Origin of the sequence: Variovorax raffinosi, from assembly GCF_051216615.1 — a bacterium.
Lineage (GTDB): Bacteria > Pseudomonadota > Gammaproteobacteria > Burkholderiales > Burkholderiaceae_C > Variovorax.
Window position 1 is genome coordinate 83,503 of the sequence record NZ_JBPJZR010000003.1, and the last position, 14,988, is coordinate 98,490.

Here is a 14,988-nt window from a genome sequence, read left to right on the forward strand (position 1 = left end):
TGAAGGGGCATTCGCACTCAAGCAGCCACGGGCGCACGAGATTTGGACCAAACCACCGCAAACAGCACCGCACCGAGGGCCAAGGCGGCGGCGGCAACCAGCAATGGCAGCTCGAAAGAGCCGGTCCGCTGCGCCAACGGTGCGGCAAACAACGGGCCGATGATCTGCCCCACCCCATAGGACGCCGTGGCATAGCCGATCAGCCCGGCGGCGGCATTGCCCCGCAGGCGGCGCGCCTCCCGCATCGCAAAAAGCGTGATGGCAGTGAACGGCATGCCGAGCAGCAGGCTGCCGAGCGCAAAACCGCCGATGGTCGGCCAGGCCACCGACAGCACCACGCCAAGCGCCTGCAGCGCATAGGCCACGGCCAGCAGCAGTCGGTTGTCCCAATGGGTCGGCGCGCGCGCGCCGATCAGGGCGCCCGGAATGATGGCCAGCCCGAACAGGGGCCAGAAGAAATCGGGCCACGACGAACCTGGCAGCGCTTGCCGGGCGATCACGGGCAGAAAGGTCGCGGTGATGATGTAGCCGAAGCCGGCCAGGCCGTAGAGCGCCACCAGCCAGATCGCGTCGCTGCGGGCCGATGCCGAACCCGCAACACCGACTGCTGCGGCAGGCGCCGGCGCACCGCCATTGCCGACCGCAGGCATTTCGCGGTCGTCGAACACCCGCCAGATCGTGGCGATCAGCACGATCGCCAGAAGGCCGAGGCCGATCCACCCGGCTTCCGAACCCCAGCGCCCCAGGGCGCCACCGAGCAATCCGGTCATCGCGATCCCGATGCCCGGCCCCGTGTAGATCACCCCCGCCAGCGTCGGTGCATTGGTTTCGGCCAGCCGCCGCATGCCCCAGCCCGAAGCGAAGACGAAGACCCAGGCGCTCATCACGCCCGCCGCCGTGCGCAGGACACCCCATCCGATGAAGCTGTGCAGCAGCCCCATGCTGAGCAGCAGCGCCGCCGTGGCGACCAGCCCGCCGCGCACCATGGTCGACGCCTTGATCCCGATGGCCGCGCAACTGACGGCCCCGAAGAAGTAACCCAGGTAGTTGAGCGACGCCAGCACGCCGCCGGCCGCCAGTTCCAGCTTTCCCTCGTGCAGCATGATGGGCAGCATGGGCGTGAAGGCAAAGCGCCCCAGGCCCATCGCCACCGCCAGGGTGACCATGCAGGCCAGTGCCGCGCGCCAGGCTCCACGCCGGTCGCGTCCGATTTCCGACATTTCTTGCAGTCTCCGTTTATTCCAGCAGCGCGGCGGCCACCAGCTTTTTTGTATAGGGATGCTCTGGCGCGTCAAGCACGCGCTCGACCGGCCCGGTTTCAAGAATGGCCCCGTCCTTCATCACGATGACCTGGTGCGCCATCGCCCGGATCACCTCGACGTCATGCGTGATCAGCAAATAGCTCAGCCCCCGCTCCCGCTGCAGGCGCTGCAGCAGGCTCAGCACCTGCTTCTGGATCGTCACGTCGAGCGCGCTCGTGGGCTCGTCGAGCACCAGCAGTTGCGGATCGACGATCAGCGCACGGGCAATCGCCAGCCGCTGGCGCTGCCCACCCGAGAACTCATGCGGATAGCGGTCGAGCAGTGAAGGAAATTGCGCCTCGGTCAACCCCACATCGGCCAGCGCCGTAAGCGCACGAGCGCGGCGCGCCTCGGTGTTGAGCTTGGGTGCATGCACGCGCAGCCCCTCGCCCACGATCTGCTCCACCGTCATGCGCGGCGACAACGAGGAAAACGGGTCCTGGAACACCACCTGCATCACACGGCGCAGGCCCAGGTCGGACGCACGATCGACAGCCCAGCCCTTGCCATCGACTGTCAGCGTGCCCTTGTGCTTCAAGAGCCCCAGCGCAGCAAGCGCGAGCGTGGATTTGCCCGACCCCGATTCACCGACCACGCCGAGCGTTTCGCCGGGCACGATGCGGAAGTCCGCGCCCTGCACCGCGACGAATTCGCCTTTGCGAAACCAGCCGGCAAAGCCTGGGCGCGGCACCGGATAGATCACCCGAAGCGCCCTGGCTTCGAGCACCGGCATTGCATCGGCCCGCGCCGCCACGGCGGCCACATCGCGCTGCGGATGGCTGTCGATCAGCTTGCGGGTGTAGGGATGTTGCGGCGCGTCGAACACGGGCGCCACCGCGCCGTGCTCGACCACATGGCCGTTCTCCATGACCACCACGCGGTCGGCGAAGCGGCGCACCAGGTTCAGGTCGTGCGTGATCAGCAACACGGCCATGCCGTACTTGCGCTGCAGGTCGGCCAGCAACTCAAGGATTTGCGCACGCACCGTGACATCGAGCGCCGTGGTCGGCTCGTCGGCCAGCAGCAGGCGCGGCTTGCAGGCAAGCGCCATCGCGATCATTGCGCGCTGCCGCTGCCCACCCGAGAGCTGGTGCGGAAACGCCCTCGCCCGCCGCTCGGGCTCGGGAATGCCGGTGTCGGCCAGCAACTGGACGGCCGCCGCCTGCGCGGCACGCGCCGACAGCCCTTCATGCAGCTCCAGCACCTCGGATATCTGGTCGCCGACGCTGTAGAGCGCATTGAGCGCGGTCATCGGCTCCTGGAAGATCATCGCGATCTCCTTGCCTCGAATGCCGCGCAGCTCCCGCTCTGGAATCGATAGCAGGTCGCGTACGTCCTGCGTCCGTTCCGGGCCGAAAAGCCTCGCAACACCGGTGAGGTCGGCGTTCTGCACCAGGCGCAGCAACGACAGCGCCGTGACGGTCTTGCCCGAACCCGACTCACCGACCAGCGCGAGCTTTTCGCCAGCGGCGATCTGGAAGTCGATGCCGTGCACCACCTCCTTGCCGCTGAATGCGACGCGCAGGCCCTTCACGTCGAGCAGGGGCTGGTTTTTCTTGTCGCTCATCATTACTTGTCTGCCTTCCGCGGGTCGAGCGCATCGCGCAGCGCGTCGCCCATGAAAGTCAGCAGCATCAGCGTGACGACCAGCACGGCGAAGGTGGACAGCGAGATCCACCAGGCGTCGATGTTGCCCTTGCCCTGGCTCAGCAGTTCGCCGAGCGATGGGGTGCCTTGCGGCACGCCGAGGCCGAGAAAGTCGAGGGAGGTCAACGCAAGAATGGCAGCGCTCATGCGGAATGGCAAAAAAGTAACGACGGGCACCATGCTGTTGGGCAAGATGTGGCGCCACATGATCTGCAGATTGCCCACACCGAGTGCGCGCGCCGCGCGCACATAGTCCATCTGGCGATTGCGCAGGAACTCGGCGCGCACATAGTCCGACAGCCCCATCCAGCCGAACAAGCTCAGCAGGATCAGCAAAAGCGTCACGCTAGGCGTGAAGATCGCGCTGAAGATGATCAGCAGGTAAAGCTCGGGCATCGCCCCCCAGATCTCGATCAGGCGCTGGAATGTCAGGTCGATCTTCCCGCCGAAGAACCCCTGCACGGCACCGGTCGCAATACCCACGACCACCCCGATCACCGTGAGCGCCAGTGCAAACAGCACGCTCACGCGAAAGCCGTAGATCAGTTGGGCCAACAGATCGCGGCCTCGCTCGTCCGTGCCGAGCAGGTTCTCGCGCGAGGGTGCCGCAGGGTTCGGAGGTTTTGAAAAATAATTGAGTGTGCTCGGACCGTAGCGGTTGGGCGCATAAAGCGCCCAGTTGCCGCCCTGCGTGATGCGCTGCTCGACGAATGGATCAAGGTAGTCAGCCGGGGTCTCGAAATCGCCGCCGAAGGTCTTCTCGGAATAATCCCGCAGTACCGGGAAATAGGTCTTGCCTTCGTAGCGCACTACGAGTGGTTTGTCGGTGGAAAGCACATCGGCGAAAAGGCTCAGCACCACCAGCACCGAGAAGATCAAGAGGCTCCAGAAGCCCAGCGGATTGCGGCGGAAACGGCGCCAGGCACGGCGCCCGGGACTTACGGACACGGCAGGCGCTTTAGTCAAACTTCACCCTCGGATCAACCCAGACATAGCAAAGATCGGAAATGAGCTTCGTCACCAGACCGATCAGCGTGAACAGATAGAGCGTGCCCAGGAACACCGGGTAGTCGCGTCGCAAAACACTCTCGTAGCTGAGCAAGCCCATCCCATCGAGTGAGAACAGCGTCTCTATCAGCAGTGCCCCCGAAAAAAACGCACCGATGAAGGCCGTCGGAAATCCCGTGATGATCGGGATCAGCGCGTTGCGGAACACGTGCTTCCACAACACCTGCCGCTCCGCCAGACCCTTGGCGCGCGCCGTCAGCACGTACTGCTTGCGGATCTCCTCGAGGAAAGAGTTCTTGGTAAGCATCGCGGTGATCGCGAAGCTACCCAGCACCATGGCCGTCACCGGCAAAGTGATGTGCCACAGGTAGTCGACGATGCGAGCGCCCCAGCTCAGCGACTCCCAGTTTGGGGACGTCAGCCCGCGCAGCGGGAACCACTGCAATTGGCCGCCGAAGATAACCAGCAGCGCCACGCCCAGCACGAAGCCGGGGATGGCATAGCCGACGAGCACCAGCAGCGTCGTGAGGAAGTCAAAGCGCGAGCCCGCGCGCACCGCCTTGGCCACTCCCAGCGGTACCGCGATCAGATAGCTGATGAAGAAGGTCCACAACCCCAGGCTTATTGACACCGGTAGCTTTTCCTTGATGAGCTGCCAGACGTCCTTGCTCTGGAAGAAGCTCTTGCCCAAGTCGAAGCGGGCGAATTGCTTGAGCATCTGCCAGAAGCGCTCGGGGGCAGGCTTGTCGAAGCCATAGAGCGCCTTGATCTCGGCCACCTGCTTCGCATCGAGCGTGCGACCGGTAGGGCCACCCGAGATGCGATTCTCTTTATTGGTGAGTTGCGACAGCAGTTGCTCGGCCGGACCTCCGGGCACGAATTGAACGATGGCGAAATTGAGCAGCAGCACGCCGAACAGCGTGGGAATGATCAGCAGGAGGCGTCGGATCAGGTAGGCGGCCATGCGGTATATCTGCTTCTTCTTTTACTTGGCGGTCGAATCAATCCACCACATCGTCAGCAGAGCTGATCCCGCCAGCAGACGCTGCGGCAAGGGCGCATCCGGGCGATGCAGCTTTCGTTTGTGGGCAATGAAATACTGCTTGCCGTAGTACATCGGGGTCATGTAGTGCTGGTGGAGCAAGTAGCGGTCCAGCAGCCTCGCGGCCGCCGCGAGCGAGGCGCGGTCGTGGCTATTGACGATCACTTCGACAATCTCGTCGACCACCGGATCGCTGATGCCACTCAGGTTCTGGCTCCCCTTCTCGCTCGCCGACTTCGAGCTGAAGTCGTCGTACAGCTCGTTGCCAGGGCTCGACGACCCGCCCACAAGGCTGATGGCCATATCGAAATCGAAGTCGTCCAGCTTCTTTTTCAACAGGCTCGGGTCCCGCAGGCGGTACTCCAACCGGATGCCCAGCTTGCCGAGGTTGCGCGCATAGGGCGCCAACACCACACCCGAGCTGCGATCAGCGATGTCGATGGTGATCACGAACGGCGTGCCGGCCTTGTCGCGCAGCGCGCCGTCACGGTAATTCCAGCCGGCATCCTTAAGCAGTTCCTGTGCCTTCACAAGGTTGCGCCGTAGGCCATCGGCAGTGTCACCGCTGCTGTCAGGACGCGGCAGCTCGCCCTGCGTGTTGTCGATGTATCGCCGCTTGTTCTTGAGTTGACCGATCAGTGCCTGCTCTTCCGGACTGACTTCGGGCTGGGCCATGAGGTCGTCGCTGTTCTGGAAGTAGCTTTGGGTGCGCCCGCGGCGCCCATAGAACAGGTGTGCGTTGAGCCAGTCGAAGTCGAAGGCCAGTGCCAAGGCCTTGCGCACGCGCATGTCGGCGAAGCGGGGCTGCCGCAAGTTGGGCGCCAGGCCTTGCATGCCGGTGAAGCGGCGATGCTCGATCTCTTCCTTGATCAGCTCGCCGGAATCGAAGCGACGCCCCTTGTAGCGGCGAACCCACGCGATGATCGAGCGCTCTTCCATCGCGTCGAGAGCGCCGGCCTTGAGCGACTCTTCCTCGCCGAGCGCATCCTTGAAATACTGGTAGGACACCGTGTCGTAGTTGAACATCCCCTTGCGCACCGCAAGGTCGGCGGCCCAGTAGTCCGGTCGTCGACGGTACGAGATGAACTTGCCGAAATCGACCTTGTCCACGACATACGGCCCGCTCGCAATCGGCGGCTCGGTCACGATCTGGTCGAACGACTTGCCCTTGCCCCAGGCGCTCGAAAACACCGGCAGCCCGCCAATGATCATGTGCAGTTCGGCGTTCTGGCGCATGAAGTCAAAGCGGATGGTGCGCTCGCCCACCACCACGGCCTCCTTGATGTCGGCCCAGTACGAGCGAAAGGCCGGTCCGGCCAGCTTGCTGCGCAAGGTGTCGAAGGAATACTTCACGTCCTTCGCCAGCACCGGCGAACCGTCGGAAAACCGGGCCTTGGGATTCAGCCGGAAGGTGACACTGAGACGGTCGGCGGCCAATTGAATGTCTTCGGCCAGCAGGCCGTACTGTGAGAAGGGCTCGTCCTCGCTCGGCGTGGTCAGCGAATCGAAGAGCAGACCGTACTCGGAGAACACGAAGCCATTGGCGCTGTAGCCCATGCCCACCGGGGGCACGCCGCGCAAGGTAAAGGGGTTCAGCTTGTCGAAGCTGCCGGGGGCCGACAGGGTCAGGTCACCGCCCTTCGGCGCGTTCGGGTTCACGTAGTCGAAATGCGTGAACGACGCCGGGTACTTCGGCTCGTAACCCATGCCCAACCCGTGCGCTGCCCACGAGGGCAGCGCCAGGAACGCCAACATCCAGAGCAGCCAACCTCGCATGCGAGAATTCTGCCCAAGATTTTCACAAGGCAACTTCATGGGCTTTCTTTCCGGCAAAAAACTGTTGATCACCGGTGTGTTGAGCAATCGCTCCATTGCTTATGGCATTGCCAAGGCCTGTCATGAACAGGGCGCCGAACTCGCCTTCAGTTATGTCGGCGAGCGATTCAAGGACCGTATCACCGAATATGCCGCAGACTTTGGCTCGAAGCTGATTTTTGACTGCGACGTGGGCGACGACGCGCAGATCGACAAGCTCTTCGCCGATCTCGCCCAGACCTGGCCCACCTTCGACGGCTTCGTGCACAGCATCGGCTTCGCACCGCGCGAAGCCATCGCAGGCGACTTCCTCGAAGGCCTCTCGCGCGAAGGCTTCAAGATCGCGCACGACATCAGCGCCTACAGCTTTCCGGCCATGGCCAAGGCAGCCCTGCCCTACCTCAACGACAAGTCGGCCCTGCTCACGCTGACCTACCTGGGCGCCGAACGCGCGCTGCCCAACTACAACACCATGGGCCTGGCCAAGGCCTCGCTCGAAGCCTCGGTGCGCTACACCGCTTCGTCGCTCGGCCCGAAGGGCATGCGCGTGAACGGCATCAGCGCGGGCCCGATCAAGACGCTGGCAGCCAGCGGCATCAAGGGCTTCGGCAAGATGCTGGCCGCCGTGGCCGACGCTTCGCCGATCCGGCGCAACGTGACGATCGAGGAAGTCGGCAACGTGGCCGCCTTCCTGCTGAGCGACCTGGCCAGCGGCGTGACCGCCGAGATCACCTACGTGGACGGCGGCTTCAGCAATGTGGTCGGCGGCATGGCGGAATAACCCTGCGAATCGACCGGCTTGAGACGGCCGCCCAGCGGCCGTTTTTCGCTATTCATTTCGTAGCATCATCATGCTGAATCGACGCACCCTTCTTCTGGCCGGCCTTGGCGCGACCTTGCTGCGCGACGCGTTCGCGCGCGACGCCGCGCCGTCGCTGATGCTTGCCGAGGTCTACCGTCGCGGCATGTCGCTGGGCGACTACTGGGTCAGCGAAAAATTCGATGGCGTGCGCGGCTACTGGGACGGCAAGCAGCTCTGGACGCGTGGCGGCGAAAAGGTGGTGGCGCCGGCGTGGTTCACCGCCCCGCTGCCGAAGCAGCCGCTGGACGGAGAGCTGTGGGCCGGCCGTGGCCGCTTCTCTCACGCGGTCTCCACCGTGCGCAGCCAGACCCCGAACGACGTCGCCTGGCACGAGATGCGCTTCATGGTGTTCGACCTGCCGGCGCATGGCGGCAACTTCACCGCGCGATTGGCGGCACTGCGCAAGCTGCTGCCGGTCACGGATGCACCCTGGGTCGTGCCCGTGCCGCAGGAGCGCGCGACCACGCACGAAGAACTGCAGGCCCTGCTCGACAAGACGGTGAAGATGGGCGGCGAAGGCCTGATGCTGCATCGCGGCGGCTCGCTCTACCTCGGTGGCCGCAACAACGATCTGCTCAAGGTCAAGCCCTTCGACGATGCCGAAGCACGCGTGATCGAGCACGTGCCCGGCAAGGGCAAGCACAGCGGCCGGCTCGGCGCGCTGGTGGTGGAGACGCCCGAAGGCAAGCGCTTCAAACTCGGCACCGGCTTGACCGATGCCGAACGGGAAAACCCGCCGCCCATCGGCAGCTGGGTCACCTACCGCTACAACGGCGTCAACCCGAGCGGCCTGCCCCGCTTCGCGCGCTTCATGCGCATTCGCGAAGACGCACCGCGTTCGTGAAAGAGGCGCCACGGTGGCGCCTCTTTATCCATCTATCACTGTCAGCTGGTCTTGCGCACGCAATCCGCGTAGTAGCGCTTCTTGCCCGTCTCGTCGATGCGCGCCACCAGGCCGTGGATGTCGGTCTCGAAGCCCGGGCACTGGGTGTTGAACTCGCGCGAGAACCGCAGGTAGTCGACGATCTTCTTGTTGAACACTTCGCCCGGAATCAGCAGCGGAATGCCCGGCGGGTACGGCGTGATCAGGCTGGTGGTGATGCGGCCTTCGAGCTCGTCGATTTCCACGCGCTCGGTCTTGCGGTGCGCGATGTGGGCGAAGGCGTCGCTGGGCTTCATGGCCGGCGTGAGGTCGCTCAGGTACATCTCGGTCGTGAGGCGCGCCACGTCGTAGCGCGCATACAGCTGGTGGATGTGCTGGCACAGGTCGCGCAGGCCCAGGCGCTCGTAGCCCGGGTGCTGCTGGCAGAACTCGGGCAGGATGCGCCACATCGGCTGGTTGCGCGCGTAGTCGTCCTTGAACTGCTGCAGCGCCGTGAGCAGCGTGTTCCAGCGGCCCTTGGTGATGCCGATGGTGAACATGATGAAGAAGCTGTACAGGCCGGTCTTCTCCACGATCACGCCGTGCTCGGCAAGGAACTTGGTCACCACGCTGGCGGGGATACCGGTCTCGGCGAAGTTGCCTTCGAGGTCCAGACCCGGCGTCACGATGGTCGACTTGATCGGGTCGAGCATGTTGAAGCCGTCGGCCAGGTCGCCGAAGCCGTGCCAGTTGCGCGGCGAGTTCTTGTTCTTGCCGCGCTTGGAAGCCGGGCCGTCCTTCTCGCCCTTCATGATCCAGTCTTCGGCGCGACCGATGCCTTCCTCGACGAGCTTTTCGGGGCCCCAGACCTTGAACCACCACTCATCCTTGCCGAACTCTTCCTCGACCTTGCGCATGGCGCGGCGGAAGTCGAGCGCTTCGAGAATGCTCTCCTCGACCAGCGCGGTGCCGCCGGGCGGCTCCATCATGGCGGCGGCCACGTCGCAGCTCGCGATGATCGCGTACTGCGGGCTGGTCGACGAGTGCATCAGGTAGGCCTCATTGAAGAGGTCGCGGTCGAGCGCACGGTTCTGCGAATCCTGCACCAGCACGTGGCTGGCCTGGCTGATGCCGGCGAGCAGCTTGTGCGTGGATTGCGTGGCGAACACGAGCGAATCCTTGGGGCGCACGCGACGCTTGCCCATCGCGTGGTAGGCGCCGTAGAACGGATGGAACGCCGCGTGCGGCAGCCACGCTTCGTCGAAGTGCAGCGTGTCGACGTAGCCGTCGAGCATGTTCTTGATGGTCTCGGTGTTGTAGATCACGCCGTCATAGGTCGACTGGGTGAGCGTCATCACGCGCGGCTTGACCGTCTCGGAATCGACATGCGCGAGCAGCGGGTTGGCCTTGATCTTGGCCTTGATCGCGCTCTGCTCGAACTCGCTCTGGGGAATCGGGCCGATGATGCCGAAATGGTTGCGCGTGGGCTTCATGAACACCGGAATCGCGCCGGTCATGATGATCGCGTGCAGGATCGACTTGTGGCAGTTGCGGTCGACCACCACCACGTCGTCGGGCGCCACCGTGTGGTGCCAGACCATCTTGTTGCTGGTGCTGGTGCCGTTGGTCACGAAGAAGCAATGGTCGGCGTTGAAGATGCGCGCCGCATTGCGCTCGCTGGCCGCCACCGGGCCGGTGTGGTCGAGCAACTGGCCCAGCTCTTCCACGGCGTTGCAGACGTCGGCGCGCAGCATGTTCTCGCCGAAGAACTGGTGGAACATGCGGCCCACGGGGCTCTTGAGGAACGCCACGCCGCCCGAATGGCCCGGGCAGTGCCACGAATACGAGCCGTCTTCCGCATAGTCGATCAGCGCCCTGAAGAACGGCGGCTGCACGCCTTCCAGGTAGCTCTTGGCCTCGCGGATGATGTGGCGCGCCACGAACTCCGGCGTGTCCTCGAACATGTGGATGAAGCCGTGCAGCTCGCGCAGGATGTCGTTCGGGATGTGGCGCGCGGTCTTGGTCTCGCCGTAGATGTAGATCGGCACGTCCGCGTTCTTGCGGCGCACTTCGCCGATGAAGGTGCGCAGGTTCAGCACGGCCGGATCGAGGTCGGGGCCGACGGTGAACTCCTCGTCGTCGATCGACAGGATGAACGCGCTGGCGCGGCTTTGCTGCTGGGCGAACTGGCTCAGGTCGCCGTAGCTCGTGACGCCCAGCACCTCGAAGCCCTCGCTTTCGAAGGCCTGCGCGAGCGCGCGAATGCCGAGGCCCGAAGTGTTTTCGGAACGGAAGTCCTCGTCGATGATGACGATGGGAAAGCGAAATTTCATGAGCGGGGCTCCGGACAGGCAATAAGGCGAGGCGCGAAGTGTACGGAATTCAGATGAAGAATCTGGTCAGCCTGGCGCAAGACATTCCAGCGGTGGCGGCAAGGGGCATTTCCGTGGAGACAGTACCCCTACGTAACACAAGCGCATGAAACGCTATGCCTCAGAATGGCGCGGATCGAACAAGCACAAAGAGGAGTTGTCATGGCGAATTCCACCGTCTGGTGGCTGATAGCAGGGGCCGCCATCGTGGTCGAGCTGCTGTCCGGCACGGTCTACCTGCTGCTGCTGGCCGCCGGCTTCGCGGCCGCGGCGATTGCGGCGCACCTCGGCTTCGGCATCGTCACCCAGTTGCTGGTGGCGGCAGTGATCGGCGTGGGCGCCGTGCTGGTCTGGTATTCGATCCAGCGCAAGCGCCCGGCGGCACCGCCGACAGGCACCAACCGCGACGTGAACCTCGACATCGGCGAAAGCGTCTTCGTCGATGCATGGAACCCCGATGGCACCGCCACCGTGCGCTATCGCGGCGCGCAATGGACCGTGGTGCAGCGCGCGGGGCATACGCCCTCGACCGGCGAGCACCGCGTGGTCGAGATGATCGGCTCCCGGCTCGTCGTCGACAAAGTCTAGTCAGTCAGAACACAGAACTCAGAAAAGGAAGCGCACCATGGAATTCTCCGTACCTCTCATCATCCTGGTCATCGCGATCATCTTCATCAGCCAGTCGGTCAAGTTCGTGCCGCAGCAGAACGCATGGGTGCGCGAGCGCCTGGGCAAGTACCACGGCACCATGACGCCCGGCCCGAACTTCCTGATTCCGTTCATCGACCGGGTGGCCTACAAGCACAGCCTGAAGGAAATCCCGCTCGACGTGCCGAGCCAGATCTGCATCACGCGCGACAACACGCAGCTGCAGGTCGACGGCATCCTGTACTTCCAGGTGACCGACCCGATGCGCGCGAGCTACGGCTCTTCGAACTACATCGTGGCCGTGACCCAGCTCGCACAAACTTCGCTGCGCAGCGTGATCGGCAAGCTCGAACTCGACAAGACCTTCGAGGAACGCGATGTCATCAACGCCCAGGTGGTCGCCGCCATCGACGAGGCCGCGCTCAACTGGGGCGTGAAGGTGCTGCGCTACGAAATCAAGGACCTGACGCCGCCGAAGGAAATTCTGCTGGCCATGCAGGCGCAGATCACCGCCGAGCGCGGCAAGCGCGCGCTGATCGCGGCATCGGAAGGTCGTCGCCAGGAACAGATCAACATCGCGACCGGCGAACGCGAAGCCTTCATCGCCCGCTCCGAGGGTGAAAAGCAGGCCCAGATCAACAACGCCCAGGGCGAGGCGGCGGCCATCACCGCCGTGGCAACCGCCACGGCGGACGCCATCGAGCGCGTGGCAGCCGCCATCCAGAAGCCGGGCGGCGAGCAGGCCGTGCAGCTCAAGGTGGCCGAGCGCGCCGTCGATGCCTACGGCAAGGTCGCCGCGGACTCCAAGACCACGCTGATCGTGCCGAGCAACATGACCGAGACGGCTGCGCTGATCTCATCGGCCATGCGCATGATCCAGACAGGCAAAAGCTCCGGCCCGACCTGAAACGGCCCCAAAGCCACGCTACAATCGTGGGCTCAGGAGCGGTGGATGAGCGGTTTAAGTCGCACGCCTGGAAAGCGTGTGAGGGTTAATAGCCCTCCGCGGGTTCGAATCCCGCCTGCTCCGCCAGAGATTGATTGTTCGTAACCGTTCGCGAACATGCAGACAGCAAGAAGCCCAAGTCGCCACAAGCACTTGGGCTTTTTTGTTGTCCGGCCTGCAAGACGGCGCGTTGCTTTGCAACAACTGGGGATCTCGGGCACAGGCTTTTTCGTCTGGCGTACGATCCAAAGGTTTTACTTTCAAGCCTGCAAAGGAGCCTCGATGGCTGGACAATCCGAAACCTCGCCGCGTGGCACGACATCGCTCGACAAGACCCTCGCCAAAAGCGAACAGGTGGCGGCCGACGTGCAACGGGCATCGGACAACCTCGCCGTGGTGAGCACGGTGCTCGAACAGGAGTTGCCGGACGAAGTGCAGGTCGGCGAAGTGGCGCAGGCCATCGAGCACACGAGCCAGCTCGAGGAAAAGCTGGCCAAGTCGGCCAAGAAGCTGGCCGAGGTCAATGCGGCCCTGAGCGAGGAAATCGAGAAGCGGCTCGAAGTGACGGCCGAGCGCGACGAAAGCCAGGCGCTGGCCGAAAAGCTCAAGGCCAAGATCCGCGCCGAGGGCAAGGGCTGACCGGCACAGATCGCCCTCCGATCCTTCGGTCCGTCTCCCTTCTCCTACGCTGAGGCAGCGCCAGGCAAGCTACGCTATTGGTTCTCAAAGCGAAACCACGGCATGGCCCTCATCACGTTCCTCGTCGAGGACAACAAGACCATCAGGGACAACCTGGTCCCGGCACTCGAGGACCTGGTCAATGGCCATGTGGTCGGCTTTGCCGAGACCGAGTCGGACGCGCTCGCCTGGCTGGCCGACCATCCGGACGATTGGCAGTTGCTGATCGTCGATCTCTTCCTGAAAGAAGGCTCCGGCCTCGGCGTGCTGGCCGGACGCAAGACGCGCAAGCCGGGCCAGCGTGTCGTGGTGCTGAGCAACTACGTGACAGTGGACATCCGTGCACGCTGCGAGGCCCTGGGTGCCGACGCCGTGTTCGACAAGTCGCGCGACCTCGATGCCTTCATCGAGTACTGCAACACCGATCGCCCTTCGGGCCTTGCCACGCTCTGAGGTCGCTCAAAGAGCAGCGCATAAAAAAAAGGGCCCGAAGGCCCTTTTCTCTTTTGCGGCCAGGCCGCGCAGTTGCCAATGCGATCAGCGCACCACGGCGATCTGCGTACGCACGCCGCCCTTGTAGGTGTACAGCGTCAGTGCACCATTCTTGATGTCGCCCTTTTCGTCGAAGGCGATCGGGCCGGTCACGCCCTTGTACGAGATCTTGCCGACTTCGGGCAGGTACTTTGCCGGGTCCGAGGAACCAGCAGCGACCATTGCCTGGGCCAGCACGTTGACCGCGTCGTACACGTACGGTGCATAGATCTGTACATCGACGCCGTTCTTGGTCTTGAACTTGGCCTTGAAGTCTTCCAGCGGCTGCTTGAAGTCACCGTCGACACCGCCGGCTTCGGCGCAGACCACCATGTCTTCGCCGATGGCATCGCCAGCCAGCTTCGGCAGTTCGCCGGTGCACAGGCCGTCGCCGCCCATGAACTTGACGTTCAGGCCGAGTTGCTTGACCTGCTTGAGCATCGGGCCGCCGACAGCGTCCATGCCGCCGAAGAACAGAACGTCGGGCTTGGTGGCCTTGAGCTTGGTCAGGATGGCGTTGAAGTCGGTCGACTTGTCGGTGGTGAATTCGTGGCCCACGATGGTGGCGCCAGCGGCCTTGGCCGACTTCTCGAATTCTTCGGCAACGCCTTGGCCGTAGGCCGTGCGGTCGTCGATCACGGCGATGTTCTTGCCCTTGAGCGTTTCGACAGCGTACTTGCCCAGCGTGCCGCCGAGTTGCGTGTCGTCGGCCACCACGCGGAACGTGGTCTTGAAGCCTTGACGCGTGTACTTCGGGTTGGTTGCCGATGGCGAGATCTGCGGAATGCCTGCGTCGCTGTACAGCTTCGAGGCGGGGATGGTGGTGCCCGAGTTCAGGTGACCGACCACGCCGTTGACCTTTTCGTCCACAAGCTTCTGGGCGACTGCCGTGCCTTGCTTCGGATCGCCTGCGTCGTCTTCGGCGACCAGTTCGAACTTGGCGACCTTGTCACCGATCTTGAGGCCCTTTGCATTCAGGTCTTCGATGGCCATCTTGGCGCCGAACTCGTTGTCCTTGCCCAAGTGGGCGATGGGACCGCTGGTAGGTGCCACGTGACCGATCTTGACGACCAGGGTGTCTCCGGCAGGTGCTGCAGGTGCGGGAGCCGCAGCCGTGGGCGCGGGCGTTGCCGCGGGTGCAGCAGCTTCTTCTTTCTTGCCGCAAGCCACAAGCGTGATTGCAGCCAGTGCGACCGCAGTCCATTTCAATTGCATGGGAACCTCCAGAACTTGGATGAAAAGAATAAAAACCGGTCGTTTGATCCGGGCGCGCAGA

General features: G+C 63.8%; 13 protein-coding genes and 1 tRNA gene. 7 read left to right on the forward strand and 7 right to left on the reverse strand.

Annotated features, from left to right (window positions below):
- Positions 1-17: 17 nt before the first annotated feature.
- From ACSFB7_RS11535 to ACSFB7_RS11555, 5 genes are read right to left on the reverse strand one after another with little or no spacing between them, the layout of a single operon-like run.
- The gene (locus ACSFB7_RS11535; protein ID WP_435470135.1) at positions 18-1,220 is read right to left on the reverse strand and encodes a YbfB/YjiJ family MFS transporter; all 1,203 of its coding nucleotides are present in this window, start codon (positions 1,218-1,220) and stop codon (positions 18-20) included.
- Between the two features lie 16 nt (positions 1,221-1,236).
- Positions 1,237-2,868, reverse strand: a complete 1,632-nt coding sequence (locus ACSFB7_RS11540) for an ABC transporter ATP-binding protein (protein WP_435470137.1) — start codon at positions 2,866-2,868, stop codon at positions 1,237-1,239.
- 2 nt (positions 2,869-2,870) lie between these two features.
- The gene (locus ACSFB7_RS11545) at positions 2,871-3,914 is read right to left on the reverse strand and encodes an ABC transporter permease (RefSeq protein ID WP_435470138.1); all 1,044 of its coding nucleotides are present in this window, start codon (positions 3,912-3,914) and stop codon (positions 2,871-2,873) included.
- Complete coding sequence (locus tag ACSFB7_RS11550) at positions 3,907-4,920, reverse strand: microcin C ABC transporter permease YejB (RefSeq protein WP_435470140.1); 1,014 nt, start codon at positions 4,918-4,920, stop codon at positions 3,907-3,909. The genes ACSFB7_RS11545 and ACSFB7_RS11550 overlap by 8 nt, the downstream gene beginning before the upstream one ends.
- Positions 4,921-4,941: 21 nt before the next feature.
- Entirely contained in the window at positions 4,942-6,774 is a 1,833-nt protein-coding gene (locus tag ACSFB7_RS11555; protein ID WP_435470142.1) for an extracellular solute-binding protein, read from the reverse strand.
- A gap of 37 nt (positions 6,775-6,811) precedes the next feature.
- Between ACSFB7_RS11555 and fabI the strand changes: the two genes are divergently transcribed.
- Both fabI and ACSFB7_RS11565 read left to right on the forward strand, forming a co-directional pair.
- Positions 6,812-7,594, forward strand: a complete 783-nt coding sequence (fabI, locus tag ACSFB7_RS11560) for an enoyl-ACP reductase FabI (protein WP_435470144.1) — start codon at positions 6,812-6,814, stop codon at positions 7,592-7,594.
- Positions 7,595-7,664: 70 nt separating this feature from the next.
- On the forward strand, positions 7,665-8,519 hold the full coding sequence (locus tag ACSFB7_RS11565; protein ID WP_435470145.1) for a DNA ligase: 855 nt from the start codon (positions 7,665-7,667) through the stop codon (positions 8,517-8,519).
- A gap of 41 nt (positions 8,520-8,560) precedes the next feature.
- Here the strand turns inward: ACSFB7_RS11565 and ACSFB7_RS11570 are convergent, their stop codons facing one another.
- Positions 8,561-10,870 (reverse strand): Orn/Lys/Arg family decarboxylase, encoded by a 2,310-nt coding sequence (locus ACSFB7_RS11570; protein WP_435470147.1) that lies wholly within the window; start codon positions 10,868-10,870, stop codon positions 8,561-8,563.
- Positions 10,871-11,071: 201 nt separating this feature from the next.
- Between ACSFB7_RS11570 and ACSFB7_RS11575 the strand changes: the two genes are divergently transcribed.
- The 5 genes from ACSFB7_RS11575 to ACSFB7_RS11595 all read left to right on the forward strand — a co-directional run bounded on the left by ACSFB7_RS11575 (position 11,072) and on the right by ACSFB7_RS11595 (position 13,634).
- Positions 11,072-11,497: an NfeD family protein gene (locus ACSFB7_RS11575; RefSeq protein ID WP_435470149.1), complete on the forward strand. Its 426-nt coding sequence runs from the start codon at positions 11,072-11,074 to the stop codon at positions 11,495-11,497.
- Between the two features lie 37 nt (positions 11,498-11,534).
- Entirely contained in the window at positions 11,535-12,464 is a 930-nt protein-coding gene (locus ACSFB7_RS11580; protein WP_099789315.1) for an SPFH domain-containing protein, read from the forward strand.
- A 35-nt stretch (positions 12,465-12,499) separates the two neighbouring features.
- Positions 12,500-12,590 (forward strand) — tRNA-Ser (locus ACSFB7_RS11585).
- 195 nt (positions 12,591-12,785) lie between these two features.
- Positions 12,786-13,142 (forward strand): hypothetical protein, encoded by a 357-nt coding sequence (locus ACSFB7_RS11590; RefSeq protein WP_435470152.1) that lies wholly within the window; start codon positions 12,786-12,788, stop codon positions 13,140-13,142.
- A 102-nt stretch (positions 13,143-13,244) separates the two neighbouring features.
- Complete coding sequence (locus ACSFB7_RS11595; protein WP_435470154.1) at positions 13,245-13,634, forward strand: response regulator; 390 nt, start codon at positions 13,245-13,247, stop codon at positions 13,632-13,634.
- A gap of 84 nt (positions 13,635-13,718) precedes the next feature.
- Here ACSFB7_RS11595 and ACSFB7_RS11600 read toward each other — a convergent pair whose 3' ends face one another.
- On the reverse strand, positions 13,719-14,927 hold the full coding sequence (locus ACSFB7_RS11600) for a branched-chain amino acid ABC transporter substrate-binding protein (protein WP_435470156.1): 1,209 nt from the start codon (positions 14,925-14,927) through the stop codon (positions 13,719-13,721).
- Positions 14,928-14,988: the final 61 nt, after the last annotated feature.

Excerpts from the sequence above, each read along its gene's own strand:
- ACSFB7_RS11535 (WP_435470135.1), bottom strand. The coding sequence starts at position 1,220 with ATGTCGGAAATCGGACGCGACCGGCGTGGAGCCTGGCGCGCGGCACTG.
- ACSFB7_RS11540 (WP_435470137.1), bottom strand. The coding sequence starts at position 2,868 with ATGAGCGACAAGAAAAACCAGCCCCTGCTCGACGTGAAGGGCCTGCGC.
- ACSFB7_RS11550 (WP_435470140.1), bottom strand. The coding sequence starts at position 4,920 with ATGGCCGCCTACCTGATCCGACGCCTCCTGCTGATCATTCCCACGCTG.
- ACSFB7_RS11555 (WP_435470142.1), bottom strand. The coding sequence starts at position 6,774 with ATGCGAGGTTGGCTGCTCTGGATGTTGGCGTTCCTGGCGCTGCCCTCG.
- fabI (WP_435470144.1), top strand. The coding sequence starts at position 6,812 with ATGGGCTTTCTTTCCGGCAAAAAACTGTTGATCACCGGTGTGTTGAGC.
- ACSFB7_RS11565 (WP_435470145.1), top strand. The coding sequence starts at position 7,665 with ATGCTGAATCGACGCACCCTTCTTCTGGCCGGCCTTGGCGCGACCTTG.
- ACSFB7_RS11570 (WP_435470147.1), bottom strand. The coding sequence starts at position 10,870 with ATGAAATTTCGCTTTCCCATCGTCATCATCGACGAGGACTTCCGTTCC.
- ACSFB7_RS11575 (WP_435470149.1), top strand. The coding sequence starts at position 11,072 with ATGGCGAATTCCACCGTCTGGTGGCTGATAGCAGGGGCCGCCATCGTG.
- ACSFB7_RS11580 (WP_099789315.1), top strand. The coding sequence starts at position 11,535 with ATGGAATTCTCCGTACCTCTCATCATCCTGGTCATCGCGATCATCTTC.
- ACSFB7_RS11590 (WP_435470152.1), top strand. The coding sequence starts at position 12,786 with ATGGCTGGACAATCCGAAACCTCGCCGCGTGGCACGACATCGCTCGAC.
- ACSFB7_RS11595 (WP_435470154.1), top strand. The coding sequence starts at position 13,245 with ATGGCCCTCATCACGTTCCTCGTCGAGGACAACAAGACCATCAGGGAC.
- ACSFB7_RS11600 (WP_435470156.1), bottom strand. The coding sequence starts at position 14,927 with ATGCAATTGAAATGGACTGCGGTCGCACTGGCTGCAATCACGCTTGTG.